Origin of the sequence: Streptomyces sp. NPDC058646 (genome assembly GCF_042716875.1) — a bacterium.
Lineage (GTDB): Bacteria > Actinomycetota > Actinomycetes > Streptomycetales > Streptomycetaceae > Streptomyces.
The window spans coordinates 150,897-166,643 of the sequence record NZ_JBHXRK010000006.1 but is presented as its reverse complement, the minus strand read 5'-3'; the positions used below and the strand labels follow the sequence as shown (position 1 = coordinate 166,643).

Genomic DNA, 15,747 nt, shown 5'->3' with positions numbered 1-15,747 from the left:
AGTCGCCCCCGGCGCGGTACGTGCGCCGCGTACGGCAGCCGGCCGACCCGCCGCCGCCCGACTGCCGCGCACTGCCCCCGGTCCCCCGCCCGCAGCGGCCCGACCGGCTGCACGTCCGCTGCGCAGTGCCCTCCACGGCACGTCCGCTACGTCAACGTCCGCTACGGGGCATCCGGGACGAGGCCGTCGGCGACGAGGCCGGCGAGGACCGCCTGGCCCAGCGCCTGCACGGCGGACTGCGGGCGGACCATCACGGTGAACTCCTTGACCCTGCCCGCCTCGTCGAACTGGAGCAGGTCGATGCCGTGGATCTGCTTGCCGCCCACCGTGGCCCGGAAGGGCAGGACCACCCCAGGGGCCTCCTTGCCGTCGGTGCTCGTCTCGGCCGTGCCCTCGAAGCGGCCCACGTAGCGGAGGTCCTCGAAGACCCGCAGCAGGACCCCGAAGAGCCCCAGCACCATGGGCCGCCCTTCGAACGGGGTGAACTTCACCGGGCTGTAGAGCCGGATGTCCTCGGTGAACAGGTCTTCCAGGGCGGCGAGATCGCGGTTCTCCACGGCGGCGCGGAAGCGTTCGGCAGTCTCCATGACCGATCCTCCTCATAGTCAAGAATGTGACTAGTCACTTTCATGAGTATGATGCCGGGACGGACGACGAAAGGGAATGGGCGGCTGCGATGGCCCTGCGACATGCCGTACTGGCGGCGCTGCTGGACGGCGAGTACAGCGGATACGAACTGGCGAAGTCCTTCGGCATCGGCGTCGCGAACTTCTGGCACGCCCTGCCCCAGCAGCTGTACGCCGAACTGGCCAAGCTGGAGCGGGACGGGCTGGTCGAGGGCCGCCAGGTGGTCCAGGAGACCCGGCCCAACAAGCGCCTGTTCCACGTCACCGACGCGGGCATCGCCGAGCTGGAGGAATTCGCCGCGGCCGCCTCGAAGCCCCTGGTCATCCGTGACGACCTCCTCGTCAAGGTCCAGACCGCGGACCGGATCGGCACCGCGCCGGTGATCGCACAGCTCGAAGAGCGGGCGGCCGCGGCCGACGCCAAGATCGAGCTCCTCGGCAAGATCGCGCGCCGGATGCGCGGCGGCATGGACGAGGAGGAGTTCCTGCTCCGGGGCGAGCGGATCGGCGGGTACCTCACCTGCCTGCGCGGCCTGGCCTTCGAGCAGGGCCACCGGGACTGGTGCCGCCGGAGCGCGGCCATCCTCAGGGAAAGGCAGACGAACCGTGCCGAACGGTGAGCACAACCGTGGATACCTGCGCTACGTCGCCCTGGGCGACAGCCAGACCGAAGGAATAGGCGACGGGGACGACACCGCGGGCCTGCGCGGCTTCGCCGACCGGTTCGCCGCACACCTCGCGGCGGTCGAACCCGGCCTCCAGTACGCCAACCTGGCCGTCCGGGGGCGTCTCGCCGGCCAGGTCCGCTCCGGCCAGCTCGGCCCCGCGCTGGCCCTGCGCCCCGACCTGGCCACGGTCGTGGCCGGGGTCAACGATATGCTCCGGCCCCGGTTCGACGCGGCGGAGACCGCCGGTCACCTGGAGGAGATGTTCGCCGCGCTCACGGGCGCCGGGGCGCACGTGCTGACCGTGACCTTCCCCGACCTGAGCAGGATCGTGCCCCTGGCCCGGCCCGTCGGCCCCCGCGTGGCCGACCTCAACGACCGCATCCGCGCCGCGGCCGCCCGCCACGGGGTCACCGTCGCCGAGACCGCCCTGCCCGAGGCGGTGACCGACCCGCGCATGTGGACCGAGGACCGGCTCCACGCCAGCCCGCTCGGCCACGAACGGATCGCCGCCGCCCTTGCCCACGCCCTCGGCCTGCCCGGCAGCGACGACAGCTGGACCCTGGCGCTGCCCCTGCCGCCCGCCCCCGCGACCCGGTCGGCGGTGGCCGCCGAACTGCGCTGGGCGGCCGGCTTCCTCGGCCCCTGGCTGGGGCGCCGGCTGCGCGGCCGCTCCTCCGGCGACGGCCGCACCGCGAAGCGCCCCCAGCTGCTGCCGCTGGGCGCCGCGCCCTCCGGGGAGCCGGGGGCGGCCCGTACGCCCTGAAGGCCCTGCCCCTACGCCGCGCCCGCCGCCCGGCGGCCCAGGACGGGTTCCGCGAACAGCCGGGCCATCCCGCACAGGGTCTGGCCGTGCCGGGTGAAGAGCTCGTCGCGCGAGTCGTGGTGGCCGAGGTCCGCCAGGACGAACGCGGAGAGGTCGCAGGCCGGGCCGGCAGAACCCGCGCCCGGGCCCGCGCCAGTGCCCCCGCCCGGGCCCCCGCCCGCTCCGGGACCCGCGACCGGACAGGCCCCCGGCGCCGCGTCCCAGTCGATCGCCGTCCTGGACAGCGCTTCGAAAAGGGTCTCCGGCCCGGCGTTGGTGAAGCCGCCGCGGCCACCGGTGTCCGCCGGGCGCAGCCCGCCGAGGAGTTCCGAGACCGTGAGCCAGGCCGGAGCCGGGCCGCCGGGGGCGGAGGGGTCGCCCAGGCGGAACTCCGGCCAGGCCAGCAGCACCTGGTCCGGCACGATCCGGCGCAGGTGCGGGAAGCGCGGGTACCAGAACGTGCCGTCCACCAGCAGGCCGCGCACCCGCGTGGCCACGCCGGAGGCCCGCGCGACCGACTCCAGTACGGCCAGCCGCTGGCTGCACGACCCCCGGCCCAGGCGCAGCACCTGCGACACCGGCCGTTCGTCCTGCACCGAGTAGACCGGCCGCACGTTCGCGGAGATCCACCGGTGGGCCCGGTGCAGGGCCTCGATCTGCCGGGCGGGGTCCGCCGGGTCGCCGGCGGACGGAGCTGCGCCGTCGAGGCCGCGTACGAGGGCGGCGACGCGCGGCTGCCGCCAGTCCAGGATCCGGGTCGGCGCGGTGCTCCCCGCGGCCTGCGCCCGCCCGGCGGCCGGCCCGTCAGCGGCGCCGGCCCCCGTGGTGAGCGTGCGGCCGCGGCCCCACGGTCGGAGAAGCGAGCTCGTCATGGCCGGCGTCCTTTCGTCCAGCCGCCCCCGGAGGGCAGCAGGACGCATCCTGACAGAGAACCTGAACGCGTTCAATAGTGCAGCCGGGCCGGCTGCCGCCCGGCGCCGGTGCGGGGCCGCGGAGTCGCCCCGCGGGCGGAATCCGGGCAGGCTGAAGCGGCCGCCCCGCCGTCCGGCGGGGCGGATGCGGGTGCGCACCTCGTCCCCGCACCCGGACATGTACTAGAGTTATCTCGACATCGAGATATCTGCCGAAGGCGTACCGCAGCCGCCCCCGCTGGTAAGGGTTACCTAACTTAGCCTTACCTCAGCGGATTGGCCAAGGGGCGTGGCGGCAGGATGCGGTAAATACGCGCGAATTCATGCATGAAGGAGACTGTCGTGTCGGCGAACAGCTTCGACGCCCGCAGCACGCTGCAGGTGGGCGACGAGTCGTACGAGATCTTCCGGCTGGACAAGGTTGAGGGCTCCGCCCGCCTTCCCTACAGCCTGAAGGTGCTTCTGGAGAACCTGCTCCGCACCGAGGATGGCGCGAACATCACCGCCGACCACATCCGGTCGCTCGGCAACTGGGACTCGCAGGCCCAGCCCAGCGAGGAGATCCAGTTCACGCCGGCTCGCGTGATCATGCAGGACTTCACCGGTGTGCCCTGTGTCGTGGACCTCGCCACCATGCGCGAGGCCGTGAAGGCCCTCGGCGGCGACCCGTCGAAGATCAACCCGCTGGCTCCGGCCGAGCTGGTCATCGACCACTCGGTCATCGCCGACAAGTTCGGCACCCACGACGCGTTCGCCCAGAACGTGGAGCTGGAGTACGGCCGCAACAAGGAGCGCTACCAGTTCCTGCGCTGGGGCCAGACCGCCTTCGACGAGTTCAAGGTCGTCCCCCCGGGCACCGGCATCGTGCACCAGGTCAACATCGAGCACCTGGCCCGCACGGTCATGGTCCGGAACGGCCAGGCCTACCCCGACACCCTCGTCGGCACGGACTCGCACACCACCATGGTCAACGGCCTGGGCGTGCTGGGCTGGGGCGTCGGCGGCATCGAGGCCGAGGCCGCGATGCTCGGCCAGCCGGTCTCCATGCTGATCCCGCGCGTCGTGGGCTTCAAGCTGACCGGCGAGCTGCCGACCGGCACCACCGCCACCGACCTCGTGCTGACCATCACCGAGATGCTCCGCAAGCACGGCGTCGTCGGCAAGTTCGTCGAGTTCTACGGTGAGGGCGTCTCCGCCACCTCCCTCGCGAACCGCGCCACCATCGGCAACATGTCGCCGGAGTTCGGCTCCACCGCCGCGATCTTCCCGATCGACGACGAGACCCTGAAGTACCTGCGCCTGACCGGCCGCGACGCCCAGCAGGTCGCGCTCGTCGAGGCGTACGCCAAGGAGCAGGGCCTCTGGCTGGACCCGGCCGCCGAGCCCGACTTCTCCGAGAAGCTGGAGCTCGACCTCTCCACGGTCGTCCCCTCCATCGCCGGCCCGAAGCGCCCGCAGGACCGCATCGTCCTCGCCAACGCCTCCCAGCAGTTCGCGCAGGACGTGCGCAACTACGTCGACGACGTGGACGAGGCGGGCAAGGAGTCCTTCCCGGCCTCCGACGCCCCGGCGAACCACCCGGACGGCGCCCCGTCCAAGCCCACCCTGGTCACCCTGGCCGACGGCTCGTCCTTCGAGATCGACCACGGCGCCGTCACCGTCGCCGCGATCACCTCCTGCACCAACACCTCGAACCCCTACGTCATGGTCGCCGCGGCGCTCGTGGCCAAGAAGGCGGTGGAGAAGGGCCTGACCCGCAAGCCGTGGGTCAAGACCACCCTGGCGCCGGGCTCGAAGGTCGTCACCGACTACTTCGACAAGGCCGGCCTGACCCCGTACCTCGACAAGATGGGCTTCAACCTCGTCGGGTACGGCTGCACCACCTGCATCGGCAACTCCGGTCCGCTGGACGAGGAGATCTCGAAGGCGATCAACGAGCACGACCTCGCGGTCACCTCGGTCCTCTCGGGCAACCGCAACTTCGAGGGTCGCATCAACCCCGATGTGAAGATGAACTACCTGGCCTCCCCGCCGCTGGTCGTCGCGTACGCCATCGCGGGCTCCATGAAGGTGGACGTCACCCAGGACGCCATCGGCACCGACACCGAGGGCAACCCGGTCTTCCTCAAGGACATCTGGCCCTCCGAGGCCGAGGTCAACGACGTCGTGGCGAACGCCATCGGCGAGGACATGTTCAACAAGTCGTACCAGGACGTCTTCGCGGGCGACGCCCAGTGGCAGGCGCTGTCGATCCCGACCGGCAACACGTTCGAGTGGGACCCGCAGTCCACCTACGTCCGCAAGCCCCCTTACTTCGAGGGCATGACGATGGAGACCACCCCGGTCTCCGACATCGCCGGCGCCCGCGTGCTGGCGAAGCTGGGCGACTCGGTCACCACCGACCACATCTCCCCGGCCGGTGCGATCAAGGCCGACACCCCGGCCGGCAAGTACCTCACCGAGCACGGTGTCGAGCGCCGCGACTTCAACTCGTACGGTTCCCGCCGCGGCAACCACGAGGTCATGATCCGCGGTACGTTCGCCAACATCCGCCTGCGCAACCAGATCGCGCCGGGCACCGAGGGCGGCTTCACCCGCGACTTCACCGTCGACGGCGCGCCGGTCTCCTTCATCTACGACGCCTCGCAGAACTACCAGGCCGCCGGCATCCCGCTGGTCATCCTGGCGGGCAAGGAGTACGGCTCCGGCTCCTCCCGCGACTGGGCCGCCAAGGGCACCGCGCTGCTCGGCGTCAAGGCCGTCATCGCCGAGTCCTACGAGCGCATCCACCGCTCGAACCTGATCGGCATGGGCGTCCTGCCGCTCCAGTTCCCGGAGGGCGCCTCGGCCGCCTCCCTGGGCCTGACCGGCGAGGAGACCTTCGCCTTCACCGGTGTGGAGCAGCTGAACGACGGCACCACCCCGCGCACGGTCAAGGTGACCACCGACACCGGTGTCGAGTTCGACGCGGTCGTCCGCATCGACACGCCGGGTGAGGCGGACTACTACCGCAACGGCGGCATCATGCAGTACGTCCTGCGGAACCTCATCCGCGGCTAGGTCCCGCCCGGCTCCGAGCCGTTCGGCACCAAAGGGCCGTATCCCCGTTAAGGGGGTACGGCCCTTTCGCTTTTCGCGGTGGCGGTCCCAGGTGACGGGCAGGTCTCAACTCGGAAAAGCTGGCGGTCATCCTTGTGCATGATCTTGCTCACACGAGCTGAAGTGGACTATACCTGTGCCCGTCCGGATCGCCGCGGAACGAGCGGCCCCGGGCCGGGGGGAGAGCGGGGACCTGCGGTGTTGCCCGCACGGGCGGCAACTGCCAGGGATTCCCTTCTCCTTCACACTCCTGACGAAGGCGAGGACTTGAGCATGGGATCCACCTCCGCCCACGGCGAGCACAGCAACGGCGCGGGCCTCGGCCGCCGTGACCTGATCAAGCGTTCCGCGGCACTCGGCCTCATCACCGTGCCGACGATGAGCTTCCTGTCCGCGTGCGCCTCGGGCGGCGAGGAGAACTCCACGAAGGGGCCCGACAAGGGTGTGGTGACCAAGGAGAACCCCTTCGGCGTCGCCAAGGGCAGCAAGCTGGACGTCGTCGTCTTCAAGGGCGGATTCGGGGACGACTACGCGAAGGCCTGGGAGGCCGCCTTCGACAAGAAGTGGGGCACCACCAGTACCCACCTCGGCACCCAGGAGATCACGGCCAAGCTCCAGCCTCGCTTCAACGGAGGCAACCCCCCGGACGTCGTCGACGACTCCGGCGCCCAGAAGATCCCGCTGGACGTGCTCGCCAAGAGCGGCCAGCTCGCCGACCTCACCGCCGTCCTCGACGCGCCCTCGCTCGACGACCCGGCCAAGAAGGTCCGCGACACCCTGGTCGACGGGGCCGTCGACCAGGGCAACCAGGGGGGCAAGTTCGTCACCCTGAAGTACGTCTACGCCGTCTCCGGCTTCTGGTATTCCGGCAAGCTCTTCAAGGAGAAGGGCTGGGCCCCGCCGAAGACCTGGGACGAGTTCCTGGCCGTCTGCACCAAGGCCAAGGAAGCCGGCCTCGGCGGCCTCGCCCACCAGGGCAAGCATCCGTACTACATCAACGTCGTCATCATGGACCTGATCGCCAAGAAGGGCGGCCTGGACGCACTCAAGGCGATCGACCACCTCGAACCCAACGCCTTCGAGGGCAATCCGGCCGCCCTCGCCGCGGTCGAGGCGGTCTACGAGGTCGTCGAGAAGGGCCTGCTGCTGCCGGGCACCAACGGCCTCACCCACACGGAGTCGCAGACCGCCTGGAACGAGTACAAGGCGGCCTTCATCCCCTGCGGCTCCTGGCTGGAGAACGAGCAGCTCAAGCAGACCCCGGCGGACTTCGACATGAAGTTCCTGCCGGTACCGCTGCTCGCCGGCAGCAAGCTGCCCTTCGAGGCCATCCGGGCCGGTGTCGACGAGCCCTTCATCGTCCCGGAGAAGGCCGCCAACAAGGCCGCGGGCCTGGAGTTCCTCCGCTCGATGCTGTCCCGCGAATGGTCCACGATCTTCGCCCAGCAGGCCAACTCGCTCACCGTCGTCAAGGACGGCGTGGACCCGAGCGTCAAGCTGCGGCCGGGCACCCAGTCGGCGGTCGATGCGCTCAAGGCCGCCGGGACCAACACCTTCAGCTACCGCTACCCCGACTGGTACAGCGAGATGGACACGGAGATCCAGAACGCGTCCAATGAGCTGATGGCCCAGCGGATCCAGCCGAAGGAATGGATCAGGAGGGCGCAGGCTGCGGTAGACAAGGCGGCCAAGGACCCGAACGCCAAGAACAACCGCCGCAGCTGACACCGCGCCCACCGGCCACCCGGCAAGACCAGGGACGGACACCATGAGCCACGCAGCCCAGGGGAAGAGGAAGAACGGTTTCATCGCCGGATTCCTCATCGCGCCACTCGCGCTCTACCTCACCTTCGTCATCTGGCCGTATGTGCAGACGTTCGGCTACTCCTTCACCAACTGGTCGGGCCAGTCACCGACGTTCGATTTCGTCGGCCTGGACAACTACGCGACGTTGCTGCAGGACGAGGTCTTCCGTGGCGCGCTCTGGCACAACCTGCTGCTCCTGGTGTTCGTCCCGGTGATCACCATCCTGCTCGCCCTCTTCTTCGCCTTCATGGTGAACGCGGGAGGGCGCAGCGGGGCCGGCGGGGTGCAGGGCGTCAGCGGCTCCCGCTTCTACAAGGTCGTCTACTTCTTCCCCCAGGTCCTCTCCCTGGCCATCCTCGCCGTCCTCTTCGGCGCCATCTACCGCAGCGACGAGGGCGGCCTGCTCAACGGCTTCCTCGTCAAGGCCGGCCTGGTCGACCCGCAGCACCCGATCGAATGGCTCAACGAGCCCGGCTTCGTCCTGTGGTGCCTGCTGTTCGTGGTCGTCTGGCACGGCGTCGGCTTCTACCTCGTCCTGTTCTCCGCCGCCATGCAGTCCGTACCGAAGGACATCTACGAGGCAGCCCTGCTCGACGGCGCCGGGCGCGCGCAGACCTTCTTCAAGGTCACGCTGCCCCTGCTGTGGGATTCTGTGCAGACGTCCGCGGTCTACCTGGGCATCGCCGCGATGGACATGTTCGTCCTGGTGTCGACCATGACGTCGGGGCAGTTCGGCGGCGGGCCCGACCACCACAGCGAGGTCATGTCGACGGTGCTGATGCGCAACTTCCTGTACTTCGGCAAGAGCGGCTACGCCTGCGCCATGGGCGTGGTCATGCTCGCCCTGACCATGATCCTCTCCGTCATCACGCTGCGTGCCACCCGCCGCGAGCGCATCGAGTTCTGAGCGGAGTTCCACGATGACTGCAGCGCCCACAGTGACCAAGGTTCCCGGCGGATCGGACGCGGAGAAATCCGGCGCACCCGGCCGGTCCGGGGAACGGGGCCGGCGCAGCTCCGAGGGCGTGGTCCTCAACGTCTTCTCGCACGGCTTCCTCGTCCTCTGGGCGATCATGATCGTGCTGCCCCTGATCTGGCTCGCCCTCGGTTCCTTCAAGACCGACGCGCAGATCGGCGGCTCGGCCCTGAGCTGGCCCTCGAACTGGCACTTCGACGCCTTCGGACGGGCCTGGGAGAAGGGCATCGGAGGCTACTTCGCCAACACGCTGATCGTGCTGGTGTTCTCCGTCCCGCTGACCATGCTGTTCGGCTCGATGGCCGCGTACGTGCTGGCCCGCTACCCCTTCACGGGCAACCGGGTCATCTACTACTTCTTCGTCGGCGGGGCGATGTTCCCCGTGTTCCTGGCGCTCGTGCCGCTGTTCTTCATGGTCAAGCGCTTCGACATGCTGAACACCTACCAGGGCCTGATCCTGGTGTACGTCGCCTATTCGATGCCGTTCACCGTCTTCTTCATGCACTCCTTCTTCCGGACGCTGCCCACGGCGATCCACGAGGCCGCGGTCATCGACGGGGCCTCCGACACCCGGATCTTCTTCCAGGTGATGCTGCCCATGGCCAAGCCGGGCCTGATCAGCGTCGGGATCTTCAACGTGCTGGGCCAGTGGAACCAGTACATCCTGCCCGCCGTGCTCATGCAGCCGCAGACGAGCGGGGACCCCGAGCGCTACATGCTCACCCAGGGGCTGATCCAGCTCCAGTACCAGATGGGCTACGAGACGGACCTGCCGGTGCTGTTCGCCGGAGCCACCATCGCGATCATCCCGATGCTCGCGGTGTACCTCTCCTTCCAGCGCCAGATCCAGGCCGGCCTGACCTCGGCCACCCTGAAGTAGGGGTGCCCGAGGCCAGGCCGGGTCCGCAGCCCCTGAGCGGCTCTCAGAGCCAGCTGTCGAACCTGCGGACGTACCAGGTCTTCACGAGCTGGGTGAGCGTGCAGTACGCGAGCAGCACGCCGATCAGCCACGGGAAATAGCTCGCCGGCAGGGCCGTGAAGCCCAGCGAGGGGGCCAGCGGCGAGAAGGGCAGGTAGAGCCCGGTCAGCACCGCGAGGACGGTCATCACCATCACCGGCCAGGAGGCGCGGGACTGGATGAAGGGGATCTTCCGGGTGCGGATCATGTGGACGATCAGGGTCTGGGAGAGCAGGCCCTCGATGAACCAGCCCGACTGGAAGAGGGCCTGGTGGGCCTCGCTGTCGGCACCGAACACGTTCCACATGATCAGGAACATCGAGATGTCGAACACGGAGCTGACGGGTCCGATGGTGACCATGAAGCGGAAGATGCCCTTGGCGTCCCAGTTGCGGGGCGTGCGCAGGTACTCCTCGTCCATCCGGTCCCACGGCGTGGCGAGCTGTGAGATGTCGTAGACCAGGTTCTGCAGGAGCAGCATGATCGCGAGCATCGGCTGGAAGGGGAGGAAGGCGCTCGCCACCAGCACCGAGAAGACGTTGCCGAAGTTGGACGACGCCGTCATCTTGATGTACTTCATCGTGTTGCCGAAGGTGGTCCGGCCCTGGACGACGCCCTGTTCCAGGACGGTCAGGTCCTTCTCCAGCAGGATGATGTCCGCGGACTCCTTGGCGATGTCGACGGCGGTGTCCACCGAGATGCCGACGTCCGCGCCGCGCAGCGCGGCCGCGTCGTTGATGCCGTCCCCGAGGAAGCCGACGGTGTGCCCCTCCGCCTGCAGGGCCCGCACGATACGGGCCTTCTGCACCGGGTTGACCTTGGCGAAGACCGTCGTACGGGCGGCCAGCGCGCGCAGCGCCGCGTCGTCGAGGCCGTCGGTCGCGGGGCCCGTGACCACCTGGCCCACGGCGATGCCGACGTCCGCGCACACCCGGGCCGCGACGAGCTCGTTGTCGCCGGTGACGACCTTCACGGTGATGCCCTTGTCGGCCAGGCCCTGGAGGGCCCGGGCGGCGTCCGCCTTCGGCGGGTCGAGGAAGGTGAGGAAGCCGACCAGGGTCAGGCGGTCCTCGTCGGCGACCGTGTAGGTGTCCCGGGGGCCGGCGACCGTACGGGTGGCCACGGCGAGGACGCGCAGGCCCCGGCGGCTGTTCTCCTCGGCGGTCCGGGTGACACGGCGGCGCAGCTGCGCGGTCAGCTCGACCTTCTCACCGCGGTCCGTCATGTGGGTGCACAGGTCCAGGACCTCCTCGACGGCACCCTTGGTGATCATGATGTGCTCGGCGCGGCCGGGACCGGCCGTGAGGGAGTTGCGGCTCAGGACGACGGACATGCGCCGCCGGGCGAAGTCGAAGGGGATCTCGTCGACCATCGAGAACCGTGCGTCGACGACAACCTCCTCGGCCTCGTCGACGCGGTCGATGACCGCCTGGTCCATGAGGTTGCGCAGACCCGTCTGGAAGTGCGCGTTGAGGTAGCCGTACTCGAGGACCTCGCCGTCCTCGTCGCCGTGGACGTCCAGGTAGCGGTCCAGGACGATGCGGTCCTCGGTGAGGGTGCCGGTCTTGTCGGTGCAGAGCACGTCCATCGCGCCCAGGTTCTGGATGGCGTCGAGCCGCTTGACGACCACCTTGCGCCGGGACATGGCGACGGCGCCGCGCGCCAGGTTGGCGGAGACGACCATGGGCAGCATCTCGGGGGTCAGACCGACCGCGACGGCGATGCCGAAGAGGAAGGCCTCGTCCCAGTCGCCCTTGGTGAGGCCGTTGACCGCGAAGACGACCGGGACCATGACGAGCATGAAGCGGATCAGCAGGAAGCTGACCTTGCGCACGCCGTTGTCGAAGCTGGTCGGCGGGCGCTCGCCGACCAGCGAGCCGGCCATGGAGCCGAACCAGGTGTCGGCGCCGGTGGCGACCACGACCCCGGTGGCGGTGCCGGAGGTGACCGAGGTCCCCATGAGGCAGAGGTTGTCGGCCTCCACGGGGTCCGGGCCCTCCGGCCGGCCGAGGCCGCCGGCCTCCGCCGGGTCCGCGCCGCGCGGCCGGCCGAGGTCCTCCACACGGGTGTCGGCCTTGGCGACCGGCAGCGACTCGCCGGACAGGGCGGCCTGGCCGACCATCAGGTCCTTGGAGGCGATCAGGCGCAGGTCGGCCGGGATCAGGTCGCCCGCGGCCAGTTTCACCAGGTCGCCCGGGACCACCTGGTCCATGGGGACCTCGAAGGTGGTGGGGGCGGAGCCGCTGCCGGCCCGCCGCTGCACCGCGCAGGTCGTGGTGACGAGCTTCTTCAGCGCGTCCGCGGCGCGGCCGGACCGGAACTCCTGCCAGAAGCGCAGCAGCCCGCTGACCCCCACCATCACGGAGAGGATGACGACGCCCGGGTCTGTGGGGTCCTGCCCGTACATGACGGCGGCCAGGAAGACGAGGACGCCGATGAACGGGTTCCAGAACGCCTTCCCCAGCTGGACGAACCAGAGCGGGGCGCGCTCCTGGGCGACGACGTTGCGGCCGTGCCGCTCCAGGCGCAGCGCGGCCTCGGCGTGGGTGAGGCCGTTCGGCGAGGTGTCCACGTCCTGCAGGGCGAGGACGGCCGGGCGGGCGCTGATCCCGGCGAGGCGCGCGGCGACGAGCCGGGTACGGGCCTCCAGCTCGGCGGCCTTGCGCTCGCGACGGCCGCAGCCCGGCGGTGCGAGCGGGGTGGGGGTACGGGGGGTGAGGATGGTCATGACGAATACCTCCCTCCACGGCGTCCGGGCAGCGCAGCCGCACGGTCACGTGGAGTGATCACGGGTCGGCGCGGAACGGCACGGAAGGCCGGAAGGCACGCCGAGGGCATGGGTGACGCAGGCCGGGCGAGGGCGCCGGACATGCGGAAGGAAGGGGTGGACCCCACCGGCACGGCGCGGCACGAGACGGCGTTCTGCCGCGGCCGTGCGCAGCGCGGGAAGGGGCAGCCGATCACCTGGACCGGTGGATCACCGGGTCAGCCGATCGCCGGGTCGGCAGACGTACGGGTCAGCCGGCGAGGGCGCTGCAAAGACTTCGATCGGGACTCATCCCGAACACCTCCTTGCGTAGCGCCGACATCTCGGGGCGCCCGGTCCGGCCGGAAAGGCCGCAGAGGACCGGCGCCTCAGCGACCGTAACACGATCTCCCCGGGGGGTATCTCCCCTCTTATGGTCGGTAGTGTCCCTTTCGTGCTGTGTCAGCCTCTTGACGTGTGGAGGGCCAAAGGCTCGACTTAAGGTTCACAAGTTGGAGAGACGCCGGGGTCTCGGAGTGTGCAGCCGCGACGGCCCGGCCGGGGGGCGACGGCTGGCCGTCGCTTATGGGCAGGAGTGGATGAGTCGTGCAGACTCCCGGATCGCAGTCCTCGCTGCATCGGGCGAACCTCGAACGGGTCGTGCGGGCGGTGCGGCTCGCGGGTTCGCTGACCCAGGCGGAGATCGCCCGCGCCACCGGACTTTCGGCGGCCACGGTCTCCAACATCGTCCGTGAGCTCAAGGACGCCGGGACCGTCGAGGTCACCGACACCTCGGCGGGCGGCCGTCGTGCGCGCAGCGTCTCCCTCAGCGGCGACGCGGGCATCGTGATCGGCGTCGACTTCGGCCACACCCACCTGCGGGTCGCCGTCGGCAACCTCGCCCACCAGGTACTGGCCGAGGAGTCCGAGCCGCTGGACGTGGACGCCTCCTGGGCGGAGGGCTTCGACCGGGCCGAAGCCCTGGTGGGACGGCTGATCGCGGGCACAGGGGTGGGCCTGGACAAGGTCATCGGCGTCGGCCTCGGTGTCCCCGGCCCCATCGACGTGGAGTCCGGGACCCTGGGCTCCACCGCCATCCTGCCGGGGTGGGCGGGCATCAACCCCCGCCAGGAGCTCTCACAGCGCCTCGGGGTGCCCGTCTACGTGGACAACGACGCGAACCTCGGCGCCCTCGGTGAACTCGTATGGGGGAGCGGCCGGGGAGTGAAGGACCTGGCCTACATCAAGGTGGCCAGCGGCGTCGGCGCGGGCCTCGTCATCAACGGCCAGATCTACCGGGGACCGGGCGGTACGGCAGGCGAGATCGGGCACATCACGCTGGACGAGTCCGGCCCGGTCTGCCGCTGCGGCAACCGCGGCTGCCTGGAGACCTTCGCCGCCGCGCGGTACGTCCTGCCCCTCCTCCAGGGCACGCACGGCCCGGAGTTGACGATGGAGCGGGTGGTCGAGCTGGCCCGCGGCGGGGACCCGGGCTGCCGCCGGGTGATCACCGACGTGGGCCGCCACATCGGCAGCGGCGTGGCCAGTCTGTGCAACCTCCTGAACCCGAGCCGGGTGGTCCTGGGCGGCTCGCTCGCGGACGCGGGTGAACTCGTCCTGGCTCCCATCCGTGAATCCGTGGGGAGGTACGCGATCCCCAGTGCGGCCCGCCAGCTGTCGGTGCTCACGGGCTCCCTGGGCGGACGGGCGGAGGTGCTGGGGGCGCTGGCCCTCGTACTCAGCGAGATGGGCGATTCGACTCTTTTGTCGGACCATGGAAGTGGAGTGCGAGCACCAGCCGTCTTGTCTTCAGATAGATAACGGATGGCACCGTTGTCATCTCGTTAAGGATTCACTCCTTGACGGCAAAACGCGGCCGGGGTTGACTCACATCCACCTCGGCCGCAGCGTTGCGGCCTCGTCAGGGAGGTTCAAGTAATGAACACGCGTATGCGTAGAGCCGCCGTAGCCGTCGCCGCCGGTGCCATGGCCGTTTCCCTCGCCGCCTGTGGCAGTGCGAAGGAGGCCGGAGACAAGACCAAGGAATCCGGCGCCGCCAAGGGTGACGCGATCAAGGTCGGGCTGCTCCTGCCGGAGAACCAGACCGCGCGCTACGAGAAGTTCGACAAGCCGCTCATCGAGAAGAAGGTCGCCGAACTCACCGGCGGCAAGGGCGAAGTGGTCTACGCCAACGCCAAGCAGGACGCCACCACGCAGAACTCCCAGGTCGACACGATGATCACCAACAAGGTGGACGTCCTCATCGTCGACGCGGTGGACTCGAAGGCGATCGCGGGCGCGGTCAAGAGGGCCAAGGACGCCGGTATCCCGGTCGTCGCCTACGACCGTCTGGCCGAGGGCCCGATCGACGCCTACACCTCCTTCGACAACGAAGAGGTCGGCAAGGTCCAGGGCAAGGCGCTGCTGGAGGCGCTGGGCGACAAGGCCAAGGACGGCCAGATCGTCATGATGAACGGCTCGGTCACCGACCCGAACGCCAAGCTGTTCAAGTCCGGCGCGCACTCCGTCCTCGACGGCAAGGTGAACATCGGCAAGGAGTACGACACCGTCGAGTGGAAGCCGGAGAACGCCAACACCAACATGGCGGCCGCCCTCTCCGCGCTCGGCAAGGACAAGGTCATCGGCGTGTACTCGGCCAACGACGGCATGGCGGGCGGCATCATCACCGCCCTCAAGGCCGCCGGCCTGTCCACCCTGCCCCCGGTCACCGGCCAGGACGCCGAACTCGCCGGTGTGCAGCGCATCGTCGCCGGTGAGCAGTTCATGAGCGTCTACAAGCCGTACGCCCCCGAGGCCGAGGCCGCCGCGAAGATGGCCGTCGCCCTCGCCAAGGGCGAGAAGGTCTCCGGCGTCACCACCTCCACGGTCGACAGCCCGACCGCCAAGGGCGTTCCGTCCGTGCTGATCCCGGTCGTCTCGCTCACCAAGAACAACATCAAGGACACCGTCGTCAAGGACGGCGTCTACACGGTCGACGAGATCTGCACCGACAAGTACGCCGCCGCCTGCACGGCCCTCGGCCTCAAGTAAGGCCCCGTCGCCGCCGCACGCGGCGACCCCCGCGCCTGCCCGGCGCCCCGCCCCCCTTTACCCCGCCACCGCGGGGCGCCGGGCAGAAACGTTTCACTCTCGTC

General features: G+C 69.7%; 11 protein-coding genes. 8 read left to right on the top strand and 3 right to left on the bottom strand.

The window, feature by feature from the left end; translation table 11 throughout:
• Window positions 1-161 precede the first annotated feature (161 nt).
• Window positions 162-587, bottom strand: coding sequence for a nuclear transport factor 2 family protein (locus ACFWUZ_RS09990; protein WP_384370041.1), 426 nt, complete (start codon window positions 585-587; stop codon window positions 162-164).
• An 89-nt stretch (window positions 588-676) separates the two neighbouring features.
• Here ACFWUZ_RS09990 and ACFWUZ_RS09985 point away from each other — a divergent pair, with 89 nt between their 5' ends.
• Together ACFWUZ_RS09985 and ACFWUZ_RS09980 are read left to right on the top strand one after the other, a co-directional pair.
• Window positions 677-1,246: a PadR family transcriptional regulator gene (locus tag ACFWUZ_RS09985; RefSeq protein WP_384370038.1), complete on the top strand. Its 570-nt coding sequence runs from the start codon at window positions 677-679 to the stop codon at window positions 1,244-1,246.
• On the top strand, window positions 1,233-2,057 hold the full coding sequence (locus ACFWUZ_RS09980) for an SGNH/GDSL hydrolase family protein (protein WP_384370035.1): 825 nt from the start codon (window positions 1,233-1,235) through the stop codon (window positions 2,055-2,057). Before ACFWUZ_RS09985 ends, ACFWUZ_RS09980 begins: the two co-directional genes overlap by 14 nt.
• Before the next feature lie 11 nt (window positions 2,058-2,068).
• Here the strand turns inward: ACFWUZ_RS09980 and ACFWUZ_RS09975 are convergent, their stop codons facing one another.
• Window positions 2,069-2,968 (bottom strand): transglutaminase domain-containing protein, encoded by a 900-nt coding sequence (locus tag ACFWUZ_RS09975; protein ID WP_384370032.1) that lies wholly within the window; start codon window positions 2,966-2,968, stop codon window positions 2,069-2,071.
• Window positions 2,969-3,349: 381 nt separating this feature from the next.
• Between ACFWUZ_RS09975 and acnA the strand changes: the two genes are divergently transcribed.
• From acnA to ACFWUZ_RS09955, 4 genes are all read left to right on the top strand, one after another.
• On the top strand, window positions 3,350-6,067 hold the full coding sequence (gene acnA, locus ACFWUZ_RS09970; RefSeq protein WP_384370029.1) for an aconitate hydratase AcnA: 2,718 nt from the start codon (window positions 3,350-3,352) through the stop codon (window positions 6,065-6,067).
• Between the two features lie 312 nt (window positions 6,068-6,379).
• A complete protein-coding gene (gene ngcE, locus ACFWUZ_RS09965) occupies window positions 6,380-7,831 on the top strand; it encodes an N-acetylglucosamine/diacetylchitobiose ABC transporter substrate-binding protein (protein WP_384370026.1) in 1,452 nt (483 codons plus the stop codon).
• Window positions 7,832-7,874: 43 nt separating this feature from the next.
• The gene (locus ACFWUZ_RS09960) at window positions 7,875-8,819 is read left to right on the top strand and encodes a carbohydrate ABC transporter permease (RefSeq protein ID WP_384370023.1); all 945 of its coding nucleotides are present in this window, start codon (window positions 7,875-7,877) and stop codon (window positions 8,817-8,819) included.
• Between the two features lie 13 nt (window positions 8,820-8,832).
• Window positions 8,833-9,768 carry a carbohydrate ABC transporter permease gene (locus ACFWUZ_RS09955; protein WP_384370020.1) on the top strand — a complete coding sequence of 312 codons (936 nt, stop codon included), beginning with the start codon at window positions 8,833-8,835 and terminating at the stop codon, window positions 9,766-9,768.
• A gap of 43 nt (window positions 9,769-9,811) precedes the next feature.
• Here the strand turns inward: ACFWUZ_RS09955 and mgtA are convergent, their stop codons facing one another.
• Entirely contained in the window at window positions 9,812-12,574 is a 2,763-nt protein-coding gene (gene mgtA / locus ACFWUZ_RS09950; RefSeq protein ID WP_384370017.1) for a magnesium-translocating P-type ATPase, read from the bottom strand.
• A 624-nt stretch (window positions 12,575-13,198) separates the two neighbouring features.
• On the opposite strand from mgtA, the gene ACFWUZ_RS09945 reads away from it, so the two are divergent.
• Entirely contained in the window at window positions 13,199-14,413 is a 1,215-nt protein-coding gene (locus ACFWUZ_RS09945) for an ROK family protein (RefSeq protein WP_384370014.1), read from the top strand.
• Window positions 14,414-14,530: 117 nt separating this feature from the next.
• Window positions 14,531-15,643: a sugar ABC transporter substrate-binding protein gene (locus tag ACFWUZ_RS09940; RefSeq protein ID WP_384370011.1), complete on the top strand. Its 1,113-nt coding sequence runs from the start codon at window positions 14,531-14,533 to the stop codon at window positions 15,641-15,643.
• Window positions 15,644-15,747: the final 104 nt, after the last annotated feature.